This window comes from Pseudoalteromonas luteoviolacea NCIMB 1944 (genome assembly GCF_001625565.1).
Taxonomy (GTDB): Bacteria; Pseudomonadota; Gammaproteobacteria; order Enterobacterales; family Alteromonadaceae; genus Pseudoalteromonas; species Pseudoalteromonas luteoviolacea_F.
Window position 1 is genome coordinate 279,250 of sequence record NZ_AUXS01000016.1, and the last position, 15,095, is coordinate 294,344.

Annotated in this window: 12 protein-coding genes; 2 read left to right on the forward strand and 10 right to left on the reverse strand. The window is 41.0% G+C overall.

The annotated features are described in order from the left end of the window. Nucleotides 1-227: 227 nt before the first annotated feature. The 3 genes from N483_RS26870 to N483_RS06055 form a co-directional block, all read right to left on the reverse strand. On the reverse strand, nucleotides 228-368 hold the full coding sequence (locus N483_RS26870) for a hypothetical protein (protein ID WP_155250826.1): 141 nt from the start codon (nucleotides 366-368) through the stop codon (nucleotides 228-230). A 243-nt stretch (nucleotides 369-611) separates the two neighbouring features. Continuing rightward, on the reverse strand, nucleotides 612-5,384 hold the full coding sequence (locus N483_RS06050; RefSeq protein WP_172642433.1) for a carboxypeptidase-like regulatory domain-containing protein: 4,773 nt from the start codon (nucleotides 5,382-5,384) through the stop codon (nucleotides 612-614). Nucleotides 5,385-5,646: 262 nt separating this feature from the next. Next, nucleotides 5,647-6,921, reverse strand: a complete 1,275-nt coding sequence (locus N483_RS06055) for a serine hydrolase domain-containing protein (RefSeq protein WP_023401945.1) — start codon at nucleotides 6,919-6,921, stop codon at nucleotides 5,647-5,649. A gap of 155 nt (nucleotides 6,922-7,076) precedes the next feature. Between N483_RS06055 and N483_RS06060 the strand changes: the two genes are divergently transcribed. Beyond that, nucleotides 7,077-8,804, forward strand: a complete 1,728-nt coding sequence (locus tag N483_RS06060) for a histidine kinase (RefSeq protein WP_155250825.1) — start codon at nucleotides 7,077-7,079, stop codon at nucleotides 8,802-8,804. Between the two features lie 11 nt (nucleotides 8,805-8,815). Further along, nucleotides 8,816-9,529 (forward strand): LytR/AlgR family response regulator transcription factor, encoded by a 714-nt coding sequence (locus tag N483_RS06065; protein WP_023401943.1) that lies wholly within the window; start codon nucleotides 8,816-8,818, stop codon nucleotides 9,527-9,529. A gap of 104 nt (nucleotides 9,530-9,633) precedes the next feature. On the opposite strand, the gene N483_RS06070 is transcribed toward N483_RS06065, so the two are convergent. From N483_RS06070 to N483_RS06100, 7 genes are all read right to left on the reverse strand, one after another. Continuing rightward, nucleotides 9,634-11,394, reverse strand: coding sequence for an ATP-binding protein (locus tag N483_RS06070; protein ID WP_023401942.1), 1,761 nt, complete (start codon nucleotides 11,392-11,394; stop codon nucleotides 9,634-9,636). Nucleotides 11,395-11,899: 505 nt separating this feature from the next. After that, nucleotides 11,900-12,022: a hypothetical protein gene (locus tag N483_RS27600; protein WP_023401941.1), complete on the reverse strand. Its 123-nt coding sequence runs from the start codon at nucleotides 12,020-12,022 to the stop codon at nucleotides 11,900-11,902. Next, nucleotides 12,012-12,647, reverse strand: coding sequence for a L,D-transpeptidase family protein (locus N483_RS06080; protein ID WP_231105425.1), 636 nt, complete (start codon nucleotides 12,645-12,647; stop codon nucleotides 12,012-12,014). Before N483_RS06080 ends, N483_RS27600 begins: the two co-directional genes overlap by 11 nt. A gap of 145 nt (nucleotides 12,648-12,792) precedes the next feature. Continuing rightward, nucleotides 12,793-13,053 carry a hypothetical protein gene (locus tag N483_RS06085; protein WP_023401939.1) on the reverse strand — a complete coding sequence of 87 codons (261 nt, stop codon included), beginning with the start codon at nucleotides 13,051-13,053 and terminating at the stop codon, nucleotides 12,793-12,795. 27 nt (nucleotides 13,054-13,080) lie between these two features. Continuing rightward, nucleotides 13,081-13,446 (reverse strand): VOC family protein, encoded by a 366-nt coding sequence (locus tag N483_RS06090; protein ID WP_023401938.1) that lies wholly within the window; start codon nucleotides 13,444-13,446, stop codon nucleotides 13,081-13,083. Between the two features lie 230 nt (nucleotides 13,447-13,676). Further along, nucleotides 13,677-14,012: a hypothetical protein gene (locus N483_RS06095; protein WP_023401937.1), complete on the reverse strand. Its 336-nt coding sequence runs from the start codon at nucleotides 14,010-14,012 to the stop codon at nucleotides 13,677-13,679. A 405-nt stretch (nucleotides 14,013-14,417) separates the two neighbouring features. Next, entirely contained in the window at nucleotides 14,418-14,873 is a 456-nt protein-coding gene (locus N483_RS06100; RefSeq protein WP_023401936.1) for an NUDIX domain-containing protein, read from the reverse strand. Nucleotides 14,874-15,095 lie beyond the last annotated feature (222 nt).

A 15,095-nucleotide genomic window follows, 5' to 3' on the forward strand; every position in this document is an offset into this window, starting at 1 on the left:
ATCCAATCAAGGAAAAAGATCATTGTGTAAGTACAGATTCAAGGCCTTTTAAAGCAGGCATAAATGACAGGGCGGAGTGATAGAATGGATCAGGACATACGGCGTACGTTTGACAATAAACGTAACTAACATAGTCACGCAAAATATTAAGGTATCTTGAATGCAGGCGCGAATACCTTAAATGATGTTCCGCCCCCTAAAATATTGCTTTAGAAGGTGTAAATAACTCAATCGGATACATCTTTTTCCTCTTGCTTTGTGCCATCCCCACTGGCTGCAATCACTTTCGAGTCCATGAAAGTGCAAGCATAATACTGCATAACATTTTTCTTTCTCAAGCCTTTGAGCAATATTTGTTCTTTCATCATGATTCAGATCAAATTGACTATGCTTTTGAACTCTTTGAAGGGAAAATTGCTGTGCGTCATGTATAAGCATCAAAAATTGGCAAGAATCACTTTTTGCACCGTCTGATACGCACACGTTTATGTAATTGGCGGGAAAATGAGCTGCTTTTACACTTGGTCAAGCATTTACGAACTAGGTTTTTTCAATTAAAAATAAAAGTGCGGCCTGTTGCCGCACTTTAACTTAAACTCACGTTTTGCTGTCTAATCCATTTCAATATTCACATTAAGCACGCAATCTTCAAATAACATTGACGTTTTAAGACCGGTGCTACCTGGGCTTTCCCTAAAAATTGTTAAGCCACAACCATCGAAGCTTGAAAGCTTAGCACTGGTATTATAGCCCGCAGCCACAGTCATACCAGCATGGCTACCAAACAACACATACCCCAAGCTAAAATTATGAGAATAACCTATGCCCGGAGTGATATTGAGTGTCACATTTATCTTAGGTGGGATGTAGCTAAAATTAATGATATTTTCTGTCTCGCAAACACTAAAACGTGCTCGCCAACATGCGGTGATCCCTTCAGAATCACTTGAAAGTATATTCAATACAAACTGTTCATAAAGTCCTTTTGTAACAATAATCCCATTTACCAGTTCAATCGGGTAAGTTTTAACACCATCTTTTTCGGTAATCCACAACGTCGCCGTACCCGTTTGCTCATCTATATCAAAACGCCATTGTCGAGGTGTGCCGTTAAATTGGTCATGCAAATACAGACCATGGAGTTGGTGAGGCGCAAAGCCAGTAAGTGCAGGTTCTGGGCTAAACTCATATACCAAAAAGCGTGTTTCATTGAGGCTGTCCCATATCAAATTCACATAAACCCTGTCCCCGTGTACACCGAGTACTTGATATTTTGTGCCTTCTTTTAGCTCGCATTCTTGCGACTCAAAATTACAATATGGATCTGACTTGTCGACCTCCACATTGTTAACATAAGCGATTGATAACATATCGCCTGTCAAAGATGCGATACGCTTTGAAAGATTCTGTTTACTCACGACAGTACCATCTTCGAATATTTCAAAACCCCAGTTGCCCAATAACTTCGGCGCTCGATACTGACCCACTACATTTTCAAATGATGTCGCTGGCTGCGCTTTAAATATCAGCCCTGAACCATGGCGAAGCCAATCATTGTTGTAGCGCCCATATTCCACCATACTGAGTTTGTCTATCGCAAAAGCATAGCCACCAGAGCGCGCTTCAAACAAAGAGATTTCAGCAAAGTCGCTGTCATTCAGTGTTGTTAAATGAAGCTTACCATGTGCATTAAGTGACCATGATAGCTCTGTTATTGATTCAGATTCGCTATCTAAGTCAGTGATCAGTCTGCCTGTTGTGTCTGCGTTAATTTCTAAAATGACAGTCTGCTGGGTCATAGGCACAAATGGCCAATGAGGAAGGCCCGTTTCAATATTAAACGAAGACTCTAGGCTCCACTTATTATTATAACCATAGGTAAGATACCAGCGCCCCACTAGTGAACTTTCATCAACATCTAAAGTGGCTAAATCAGAGCTATTAATTACTTTCCTTTTTTCCAAATTTTTATAATTAGCTTGCTCATAAACAACCCAGCTTATATATGTGCCATCTTCCTCAATACTCAGATCGAATCCACGCACCTCAGTTAAATTATTTTCATCTAATTTAACAACAACAGTTTCAAAACTATTTAACTGAGCCGAATAACTCTTATCAGCAGTCCTATATAACCTAAAAGGCTTAATCTCATCGAGGCCATACAAGGTGCCACTGGTTGCTGAGTCAATGCTAAAATAAGTACTCAAAGGTATCTCGTGGGCTGACTCTTCAATCAATAAAAAGTCACCGCTGATCGGCTCTTCAGAATAAAACTCTGTATTTATTGTACAATTTGCTTTGGGATCTTTTATTGTATATCGCGCAAATGTCGGTTCGTATTCACTAAAAGTGCCCTCACAACCACTGACCTTGCCAATGATATGCCCATCATTCGCAGTCATTGTAACGGAGAAGACTTCCCCATACCTGACAACCTCAGTGGAAGCTTCAACCTCCCCCTGACCTAGGGTGTTAAAATCAATATCCAGAATAGGCTTAGCATATTTAAAGTTATATTGATTCGATGCTGTACACCCTTGTCCTTCGGTAAAATGGCATACCGTGAGTTGCTCATGTGTTTCCTCCATCACCTGAAGGTAAGATATTTCATCCGAGAGAACAGCAGTTAGTTTTATCAGATCGCCTTCTAACTCTGCATAAAACCGCTGATCATTTAAGGTAATGATGCTTTTACATTTTAAAACATAGGAAGAGACAAAAGAGCATTGCTGACGCGAATTCAAAACAGCAACACCTGATTCAGATTGTGCATAAAGATTTGTTTCTGCACGATGTCGTATCGCCAGTTCGTCGCGCTCTAAAAATGACGTACCAAATTGGCCGAGCGCCCAGCTTTTATCTGACAACTCAAAGATATGTATTTGCCTTTGATTCGTAAAACTACTTTGACTATCGCCAATTTGATGACGCTGCTCCACAGCAATTTTATCACCATGAATAGCTAGCAGCTTGTAACTGTCCGTCCAGCTTATTTCACAATATGGTAAGGTCACATCACACCATGATACTTCCCTATAGTCCGAACGATATCTGTAACGATTCAAAATACCATCTTTGAGTTCCCCTTCAATATTTTTCGTCCAACGAAAATGATAGTTATCATTTTCATCAATAATGAATCGGTTATTGGAATGCTTATTTTTTATTAATTGCCATGTGCGTTGGTAGTCAATATCAGCAAAAGTGATGTCTTGCGTTTTTATCATTACCGCATGCGCCACCTCAGTGAGCTCTGCCAAGCCAGAGTTGACAACAACTTGCATCCCAACATCGATATCACGAACTAACTCAATATCTAAATTGTATCTCTCATTTGAAATGTGTAATACATTGTCGGTAATATCCCAATGGCTCTCTACACCAATAGAGTCCATCATGGCTTCATTATTATCATTCAACGTTATCGTTATGTATTCCTGATTTTTATATTTATCACGATAATTTAAAATCCACGTGCCCAATAGCTCACTGTGTTTGGACAACTGGTGAGTCTTGGCTTTAAACAATTTTGCTGTAGTGGAGATTTGATTGGGACCCCCCTCTGCCGCTAAGGTATTTTTAAAAGTTGCAGTTACTGCATGATAATGTTCCCCACTATCAAAAGTAGATAATGTAAACTCCTTAGCTTGGAAATCTACAAAACGGCTTGAACTACTACTATAAGCCCAAAATTCATGCGCCAAGCTTACCGTTATTTCTGTGCCATCTTGATGCCACTCAAATGGTATTCTCTCGTCTGCAACTAAAGTGCCTGTATGATCATCGTTAAAAGACAGTTTAAAACCTATGCCATCTAAGTATCTCGCTTCAACTAAGTAGTAGTCTCCAAGTGGTGATAACGCTACGGGGTTTACCAGTGTTTCGTCAGCTTTGATCTCTTCTTCTATTTGTGTAAGCAATTCAGGGGATTCGGTCTGTAACAATTCTATCAATGCATTTGACGTGTCTTTATTCTGCGCAAGCTGCAAGGTAGTTTCAGTGTTACTCGGTAGCTCAACGCCGTAGTCAATCACCGCCTTTAATAAGGACGAAAGCGTCAACACTTCAGCGGGCTCAATACTTTGTCTGGCTTCTAATAATTGATTATCAGAAGTAATTGATGAGTTCATTCTTGATATTAACGCATCTTCTGCGGTTGTCACATTGGTGATATTAACATCAAAATATTCTGTCGAATTCAATGATAAGTCATCACCTGCCGCATGTTTAAGCTGCTCCATAGAACCTAACTGCGACACAAGTTCAACATGTGCTTGCTCACCCGTACCGAGCGCCCTAAGATTAATTAACTCTTGAGATAGAGACTCATCAATTTCAAAGCTCAGCATATAAGCGCCTTCAGCATCAGCTGTAGTCGTAAATGTTTCATCGCCAACGTTTAGCTCTACAGCAGCATTTGCGATCGGTGCATCTGTTACTTTACCAACCAGAGTCAAACTGTCTTTGATTGGCTCCAATACAATAGAGTGCATAGCACTGGATGATGCACCTTGATTGTCGGCAACTGTGACTGTAAATTTTATTTCATGCTGGGATTGAATGTCTGGACTGATCACAGATAATGTTGCGTCTGTATTGCCTTCTAACGTTAGTTGAAGCTGTGAATTATGCGTCCAATTGTAACTTTTGATTGTTCCATCAGTGTCAGTTGCATTAGCAGTCAAACTAAACGCTGTTTTTTCAACCGCTTGCTGCGCACCATCTATTAATACTTGGGGCTGTTCATTTTCTAGTGCAGTTACTTCTATCGCATGTGTTGCCGATACAACTTTTCCATGTATATCAGTAATAGATACATTAAAATTGACCAGCGTCGCGTTTTGTATATCTGGCAAGCTAACCTGTAAATTCAATCTCTCTAATTCAGTTAAAGTAATGTCCAGATCCGAGTCATGCTGCCAAGCTATATCTGCAATCTCGCTTGTGTCTAGCGAAGTTTTAATCGTCAAGACAAATTGTGATTGCTCTACATACTGCTTATCACCCTGTATGGCAATGCTTGGGGCAGGAGTATCTTTGAATAATACTGTGTGTGTTGCCGAAGACTTAGCCCCATCATCATCTGTTACGGTTAACGTAAATTCAACGGATTGATCTTTACTTAAATCGTTACTTTGAATTGTGACTTCACGCTTGTCGCTGCCTTCAACTTGCAAAGATTCATTGTCGTTAAAATGCCATTGATAAGACTGAATGTTGCCATCTGTATCACTGGCATTGCCCGTCAAAATAAGCTGTTTTTGCTCAAAAACTTCAGAGTCACCAACAATTGAAACCGTGGGTTTATTGTTTTGCTCCTCAGGTAATGAAGGGGGAGTGGTGTCATTTTGTGAACTGCCACCACACGCGGTTAAATTCATCAAAAAAACCGCTAGGAAAAATTGCCGACCTCTATTTATTAGCCAACCATATCCTTTGGTATTTATTATAGTTAACAACTGATACATTTAACTACTATTCCATATTCGATAAAAAAAGAAACTATACCAAATATAAAAACAAGTGTTAATGGATCCATTTTAGAAACAATGAAAATTAAATAATTAATAAGCCTAATAATAAAAATTCATAACGAGTGTTAACCTAAATAATATAAAAGGGCTGCACTGCCCCTTTATTCTCTTACTTTGATACTCTCTTCCTAGAGTACATAAAACCAAGGGCACTCAATAACAAAATCACACCACAGCCAATTGCAATAAGATTAAACATATCAAGCAACATAAAACGCAGCTGAAACATATCCGGCGTTCCCGCTTCCCAGTTTGTCCACTTAGTTGCCATGTTAGATGCAAATGCCCGCTTGTTGCCGGTTTGAAACATAATGAAGGCGTTACCAGTTTTGGGGTTCATGCGCGCCGTTGCGTTGAGCATTGGGGAGCGGCCGCCATGTCCCAATACAAAACTGCCATGATTATTATCTGCATATAACATGACTCCCGCTCCCCAGATCTCAAGTCCGCCCGATTGGCCAATTGGCTGGCGCATTGCCAACAGACTCTGATCGGTCAGTATTCGTTTTCCTGGTGTATTTAAGGCGGATGTAGGAATTTGCGAACGTACAAACTTGGCAAGGTCTGACGTGGTGCTATACAACCCCGTTGCAGCTAAAGACGTATAGTTTGGATAAACCAGCAATGTTTGATTCTCGCCAAAATACTGAGCCGTTTGGGGTGCGCTTCTATCTACACTATATCCAGTATTTGTCATGCCCAAAGGCAAAAAAATGGCTTGTCGCATATATTGTGCAAAACCCTGCCCAGAAATCTCTTCAATTAACAGCTGAAGTAAGTTGTAGCTACCACCCGAATACTGCCATCTAGTACCCGGCTGCATGCCCACTGCAACTTTTCCCGATTTATCCGGTTCGCGGTCAGCTGCCAAGGTCAAATGTTCGACCAATGGCTGAACCGGCGTACCGACAGGGAAACCATCGTGACCTAAACCATCGGTAATGCCCGCAGTGTGACTCAATAGCCTTCTTACTGTGACTCCATCATTGTCAAACTCGCTAGGCGGCAATTGCCAGCGCGTTAAGTAATTAGAAACCGGGGCATCCAGATCCAACTTCCCCTGCTCTGCCAGCTGCATAGCGGCCACAGCAGCAACCCATTTTCCCAGTGATGCAACACCAAATACTGAATCAGTATTCACTAATTCGCCCTTCGATACATGATGAGTTGCAATAACCTCCCCTTGTTCCATCATCAGCATCGCCACATTGCCTCTAAAGCCTTTATCGACCTCTGTTTTAATGTTGGTTACAAACTCTTGTGTATCGCCCTGAGCTGCGATTTTTTCGATAAACCAGCCCTGTGTTGTGGCATAGAAGTTCAGTGCCGCCCACAAACTCATTACACCCAATGTCGACACTAACCAAAGCACCCCTTTTTTCATTTCAGCTCTCCTCATAAAAGATTTGAGCCAATTATCCAAAATTGAATTCAAAATAATTGTTCAAACTCACCAACTGCACCTGAGTTGCATTAAACGCATTTAATGCACTGAAAGATGGTTTACAATGTCCAATATGTTAGGGAACGGTGTTCACTGTGATTAGAAACGAAATTAGAAATGGATTGATTTTTATGTGCCTGCTCGTTGCAGCTTTGGCTCACAAATCATTCGCCAGCTCAGAGCTTCAAGGGCTAAGTAACCTTCGGCAGGCGCCTTTCTCGGAAAGTTTAGGGCAAGGTTGTCACAGCAAAGAATTAGATGATCGTCATTGGCAAACTTTTCAATTTCCCAATATTCAAGCCCAACAACACCTTTGCATTAGAGGCACACTCACTATTGACAAGGAACAGTTACCGCCAAATCCAACACTTTTGTTTTTAGCGCTCGCAGCCTATGAGATCTATTTAAATGGTGAGCTTATTGGTAAAAATGGTGTACCAGGCAGCTCTAAAACCTATGAACAAGTCGGTGCTATTAGCAGCTTGACCCAATTAGACTATAAAACACTGGTCCCCGGTGAGCATTTGATAAGCATTGAGTTATCTAGTTTTCACACTGCAGATGCATTTTCAGCAATCGCCTATGCACTTGCAATTATCGACCAACAATCGTTTTACCAAACAATTATTGTTGCCAGTAGTATCACGGCACTGTTAATCGGTGGCCTATCATTGCTATTTGTGATCTTTCTTACTGTGTACCTGCGCTATAGTAATCAAGCTAGTCACCTCATATTTGCATTGTTGTGTGTTTTTACGCTTGCTCTGCTTGTTGCTGAGCAATGGAAGCTCTGGGTAAATTATTACTATGACGTACACCTCCTGCGAATGCATATTGTGTTTGCATTGACCCTGGTAGTGACCTCCCTGCTGCCGAGTTACTACCTTGCTCAACACAATGCCTCTCACAAACCTCTCTGGCTCGGCGCGCTTGCTTTAACGCTGCTTGCAGTGGCGTATTCTACAACCAGCTTTGACGCTCGCAGTGCATGGCTCTTCTGCGCCTCACTGCTTTTTGTTGGTGCAATCAACGTTATTACTCTGAGGCACGGCAAGGCAGGCAGTATCACAGCTTTGCTGATCTGCGCCGTTTCTATATTGGGGTTCATTTTAGCACCTCGGCTATTTTTAGAGTTTGGCTTTGCATTCAGTATTACCTTAGTGCTGGCTTCAATTGGCGTATCACTTTTAAATCAACTTATTAAACAGCGAAATTTGGCTTTGGAAGCAGGTAAAATAAAGGGCGAGCTACTGCGCAGAAACCTGCAACCACATTACCTTATGAACTGCTTAATGCAGGTTCAGGAACTCATCGACTTTGCACCAGCACAAGCTAACGAATTTGTGCAGCAACTAGCTGAAGAATTTCGTGCTCTGGTAAAAGTAAGCGAAAAAGAAGTCGTCACACTAGAGGAAGAGTTGCGCCTATGTCACAGTCATCTCAAAATAATGTCAGTGCGTTACCAGCAAAACTATCAATTAGTTACACAGTCAGTACCCGACAGCGCCTCTCAATGCCCTGCTCACATTCTAGTACCGACGGCCATTATTCACAGTCAAATTGAAAACTGCTTTACCCATAACCGTATCATGTCAGATAAACCTATTCAGCTTTCAATTAGTGCCAGTAAAAGCCGCATCATTTTAGAACTTACAACCCCAATCGATGTCGCCACTCAACATCAGGGAATGGGGATTGGCGATGCATATATTCGCGCTAAAATGGCACAAGTTTGCGAGTCTGATTGGCAGCTAGAAAGTTGCCAAGTCGCTGACCATTGGGTAACTCGATACGAATACCAAATTAGACCTAATTTTACATAGAGGAGCGTTTTATGAGAGTCGTTATAGTAGAAGATGAACCTCTATTACAACAAAGGATTGCGCGTTTTACACGCAATATTTTAGGAAAAAAACTCACTCACTTAGGGCAATTTTTAACCTTATCTGAAGCTGAAGACTATCTTGCAGATAACGAAGTAGATCTATTACTGCTCGACCTTAACTTACAGGGCCAAAATGGCTTTTCTTTACTTCAAAATCAACTGGCTAAGGCTTTTCATACCATTGTGATTTCTGCGTATTCTGATAAAGCTATCGAGGCATTTGAGTATGGCGTTCTGGATTTTATTGCTAAGCCTTTGGAAGAACACAGACTAGCTAAGGCCCTCGCAAAACTCACTGACAACACCTTGCGAAGCCACTATGGTTGCCGCTACTTAAGCGTAAAAAAGCACGCTGCGATTGAGTTAATAGAAGTCGCCAATATTGCTTGGCTCAAAGCGGATGGCCACTACAGTGAAATTCATCTGATAAACAGCGAAGAGATCTATTTGCACAGCAAAAGTATTGAAAAAATTCAACTGCTTTTACCTGAGCAATTTGAGCGGATCCACCGTTCATATGTCGTCAACATCAATCAGGTAGCACGCTTACTGGTAGAATCTGGTGGGCGTTATTTTGCGCAGTTACGCGATAACACACAATTGCCAATTGGACGCACTAAATATCTGGCAATTAAAAGTCATATAGAGACAAAAAAATACTAGCTCACCACTATCCCTAGATAAAAGTAAAAGTAAGCACTTACAACTAAACTGGACTTTGCTTTATCTATTACTATGGATATCCCATGTTAAACGAGGAGGAACAATTAGCATGGGTTATGAGAGGAATCATCCCCTTGTTCCTGGTTACGCGTATTTTGCTTTACTGATTGGTTAATGGTGCGGTACATCGCGTGCATAGCTACCGGCTTACCAATATGGGCTGCAAAGCCAAGACTTTTATAGTGCGCAATGTCTTGCGACATCACATTTGCGGTGAGTGCAATCACTGGAATGTTTGGATTGACTTTTTGAATTAGCATAAATGCCTCTATACCATCCATTTCTGGCATCTGTATGTCCATTAAAACTATGTCGTAGCTGGACTGATTAAAAGCTTCTACCGCGAGTTTGCCATTCTCAACGACATCCATGGTGGCACCAGTTTTCTCTAGCATCTTGCTAATCACAATTTGGTTTATTTCATTGTCTTCAGCGATTAGAATTTTCAAAGCCGCAAAATTCGGTAACTGGTCTTCTCCTCCCTCTTTATCTGGATCCGATAGCTCAGCTTGTGCCAGTGGCAAGATAACGTCAATCGTAGTGCCTTTGCCTTGTTCGCTTTTAAGGTTTATTGTGCCACCCATTAAGCGAACTAAGCTCGCCGTAATGGCGAGGCCTAACCCTGTGCCTCCATACTTGCGTGTAGTCGACGAGTCAGCTTGCTGGAATCGATCAAATATCGACTGCTGGGCGTTTTTATCCATACCAATTCCAGTGTCGATTACTGCGATATGTAGCGCCGACTCTCCTTGGTATTGAATGGCATGCAGTTCAATTTTAATTCCGCCTGAGTCTGTAAACTTAACGGCATTTGATACCAAATTAAGTAGGATCTGCCGTACTCTGACAGAATCCCCCAAGCGGCCATCAGATGACCCCAGATCATAACTCGCATGGAGTGATATAGACTTTTTATCTGCTTCAACTTTTAAATCTGATACGACAGACTCAACAGTGTCTGACATTGAAAAAGGTGCGACTTCAAGCGTTAATTTATGCGCTTCAATTTTTGAAAAGTCCAAAATATCGTTAATAACCGTAAGTAAAGATTGCGCAGAATATACAGCTTTTGACATTAAACTTTTTGATTCCTCATCGAGATTTCCTTTCTCAAAAATCTGTAGTGCACCTAAAATACCATTCATCGGTGTACGTATCTCATGGCTCATATTTGCTAAGAATTCACTCTTTGCTTTAGAAGCTTGTTCTGCCTTTATTTTTGCCTCTCTAAGTTCTTCATTTTGCTGTCGCATTTTGTCTCGAGAGCGCTTTAGCTGCCCGGAGTATTTTCGATTGAAAAAACCGACATTACAACAATATAAATAGACACTTGCAGCAGCCACAACCTGCGTGATAAGCGGAGACTGTTCAACAAACTCGAAACCGAACCATACCCCACCAGATACACAACCCAAAGCCAATACGGCAGTACAACTGTAGTACCTTTTCACACCACCTAAGATAAGGCTATTTAACGAATTAACGATTAACAACGCAAACACCACCCAAACCTGAAACCCAACCACAGCGCACCAAATCCCATAAAACAGTGCATCTAAATGTAAGTTAATGTATTCATGGTTATTTTTATCAGAGAAAAGTTTGCTGTGTAGGCGCGCTACATGAGGCCACATTGCGCAATTTAGGAAAATAAAACAAACAGTGATGAAGTTAAGGTCATTGTACAGTGCGCCAATGAGCATAATTGCCATCAGGACGCAGCCAATTATACGTGGCGCATAGTTGAGTTTAGCCAAGGAAGGCTTCTGTTCTGGTGTTTCGTTGCTATATTGAGCAGACGTCATGTGAAATGTTTAAGTCCAAAGCGCAGCTAATCTTTTAACTTTATACACTAAAACAAGGGTTTTTATTTAACTTTAGGTTAAAAAGTTTGCATTTTTGCGTTGGCACGCGCTGCCGACCATACTGTTCTCACCACATAACGGGACTCAACCTACCGCAATGTTGCTACAATATGTTAAAAATACACACATTTATTAAAAGCACCAAGGTATACATACTCACACTCACAAGCAAAATACATATCAACAGCTTACCAAGCTTAGTGTTGGCCACCGTTTTTGTGACCACACACCATAACATCAACATATACAAGGCTATTTCGCCGGAATGTTTAAGCAACAAAGCTTGATTGAACGCACCTGAGACCCAAAATTGCGAAGGAACTTTAGAAAAATAAATCCCCCAACACAACTGATAAAGACAGGCAATTGGAACAAAACAAAAGCACACTGCCTGCCAAAGCCTAAATGATTGCATACTGCCAAGCACCCTATTTCTATTAAGTTCCTAATGAACTGCGTCGAATAATACGACCACACTGTCAGCAGCTGCACAGCTAGATGTGTTCATGCCGCCAAACTCAGCAATCACAACACATAGTCCGACAATGACTAGCAAGTTAGTTATCATGTCTAAACCTCTCAAAATAGGTTGAAATGTCTAAATACAAGGTCTTCACCCATTGCGGTTTGTCTGTCGCTAACTTTGAAATATCATTCATTCTTGGATCCGACGGCGCAATCGCGACGTTGACATTCGCTTTGCCCACGAGCGTCGTTAAAACAAAAAGTTCTTCTGCAACTTCATCGCCCATCGCTAAACACCCTATTGAAAAGGCCTTGCCGTGAATGAAAATATTGGTTCCCGGTTCAGTTCTCCCCTCTTCTTTGGCATGCTTTAAATCAAAATCATTTGGGTAGTTTAGTTTCATGGACAGATGGAATGCGCTATTTGGATTTAAATACTCTAACTGGTAGATCCCTTCTGGAACTTGCTTATCCCCCTCCCTTAGCTTGGGACCTAACACACCACTGGCAGCCAGCACTGGGTAAGAACGTATAAAGGTTTGCACTTCACCATTTTCAGCCCACAGTTCAAGTAGATTTGAATCTTTAATCGCGAGCAAGGTGACCTTTTCAGGTGGAAATTGAACGTCTGCGGCTCTGAAAAAAGGCAATAACCTATCTTTTGAAGTCTTACCATATAGGTCAACGACATCTGCTGTTGTGCGTTTTCCAACCACTTTATGAAACATAGGAACCCATACAGGCCTCATAAAAAAATAGATACAAGTCGTGATAATAACAAATGAAATGAGTGTTAGAAGTTTCACAATATGCATTGTTAATTCTTATCTTGCTATAAAATAATATAGGCACCAATCCGACTAAAAATTTTATTTAAACTAACCCAATCGCCAATCCAAGCACTAAGATCACAAAGTACAACGGGCCATGATTAAATCTATTTAAAAACCAAAAATACAAAAAAGATAAGCCAAACGATATTAAAGTACCGACTAAAACATACGAAAAACTGGCACCGCTCATCAAGCCAAACACTAAAACCACTGAGGAATATATCCCTGCACATAAAATTGGTTTTTCGGTGATTGCCAATACTCTCAGTAAAGCAAGCAATAAAATTATTTTTATAATCATTATGTTTTCCTATATGAGCAATATGAGTTACATATTCTGTGCTATTCGCCACAAAACTCCACTGGGATCAGTCAAACAAAATTCAAGCATTCCCCATGGTTGCTCTACAACTTCAGTCACCTTAACATTAAACTCATCGCTCACCTGTGCATTTAATAAATGTTTGTGCCAACTCATTGCATCTTCCACCAACAGGTGCATCATGGCGTTTTGGCAATGATCCGGCTCGTAAAAGTCTTGGAGCAAAAAAGCACAAGCACCGTGCCTAAAATAAGCAACCCCTTCAAACTCGGAGGCCATTTCAAACCCAATAGTCTGATAGAAACGCTTGGAGCACTCAAAGTCCTTCGCGGGAACAAATGACTTGATTTCAACTGTCTTTAAACTTTCCATATTTACACTCGCTTTGAAAAAATGGCTCACACCTGATCGAACAAGAGTCGCACTCAGTGGCAATTTAATACTTGCCATCACTCAAGTTTTCTAATGCTGGATAAATGAGAGAACAGCCTGCAAAAAAGCAAGGCGAAGTAGGTTATCTGTTACATAGTATGCTGTTTTGCAGTCCACCAATCTGTTGCACACGCTTGCCTATTGGCAAGCGCGACAGCGCCAAAGATTTTTTAAACGGCTGCAAAGTCATAAATATCAGACGCTTGCATACCATAAAAAATACTTGGAATAACAACAACACAAGCTGCTATAAATGCGTATGTGAGAGATTTATTCTTTTTCCCTCTCACATACGTGAGACCAATAGTTGCCGCTATCATAAGAGGCAGTAAGAAATGTACTCTCATGAGCGCCATTAAAACAAACAGTCGCTGTACTTCTATGCTCATTGATATATCGTAAGCGTAAGCCAGCAAAGGCGCCCCAATAAAAGTACCAATGATCAATGTAGTTACATATAAAAGTATTAAGAACCACCACGGCGTGTTTTCTATCAGTTTAATCATGTTTCAGTACACTTAACGCCAAAATCAACGGCGTATTAGGCTTGGCTAAAATTACCTAAGAATGGACGTCAGCCAAGCTTTAGACGACCCACTCATCATTGTGTCGCCATTTTACAACTTTCCCCGCCATTGAGGTACTTAAATCACTCATCATAAAAAGTTAGGCGTCAATTGACCTAGTTACTCTGCTCAATTACGACTCTTTGCGAGCAAAAATATGCCACTTCGCTTAGCTGGATCAGAGCAATTAACCTAGAGGTGCGAACACAGAATGTACTCGCGATAGAAAGGGAATGTTAAAAATCTGCAATAACAGCGATGACCTAGCAAATAAGCCTACAGCGTGAACACGCTCTAGGCCTTTGAGTAAAGTCTTTTAAAAGGTGTATAGTCACTACACTTCACTCAGTAGTTTATCAGTTCCCTGAGCTCAATCACTTTAGGTTGAACACTTGGTTGTTTCACTTTTTCCCAAAAATCTTCTTTGAGCATAGGGGGATATACTTCGTTTACCTCCAGGGTTTCCCTATCCATAAAGGTAGCATCCACAATGTATTCTATGGTTGCTTCTTGCGCAGTGCAGTCTAAAGTACCGCCAGTGAGTTCACAGTGATACCAAAATTTTACTGAACGTTCTTTTGGGAAATGCATTTGTTCGATATACATAAGCTTATTGACAGATACATCGAGTCCTGTTTCTTCTTTTACCTCGCGGATCACGGCCTCTTCTAAAGACTCGACTCCTTTGACACCTCCTCCAGGAGACACCCAAAAGTTATATCGGCCCGCTCTTTTATGATTGACCATCAACAGTTTGTCATCTTGAACCACAAAAGCCCCAACACATATTCTATGTTCCATGTTTTTATTTTCACCTCATATTTTTATAGGCTCACACTTGCAATAAACATGAGCCAATGGACCTAGTTTTTATATAGTGTCATCACCGGAGTGGGAGTTTGCACTGGCTTTATTGTCGCCAGTTAGCATGACGAAATATGTTGGCACATATTAAGGAAGTTATTTAGGGTTAGTTTGTTACTCCAACCCCAATTAAAGAATCAAACACTTTTAACTAAATTG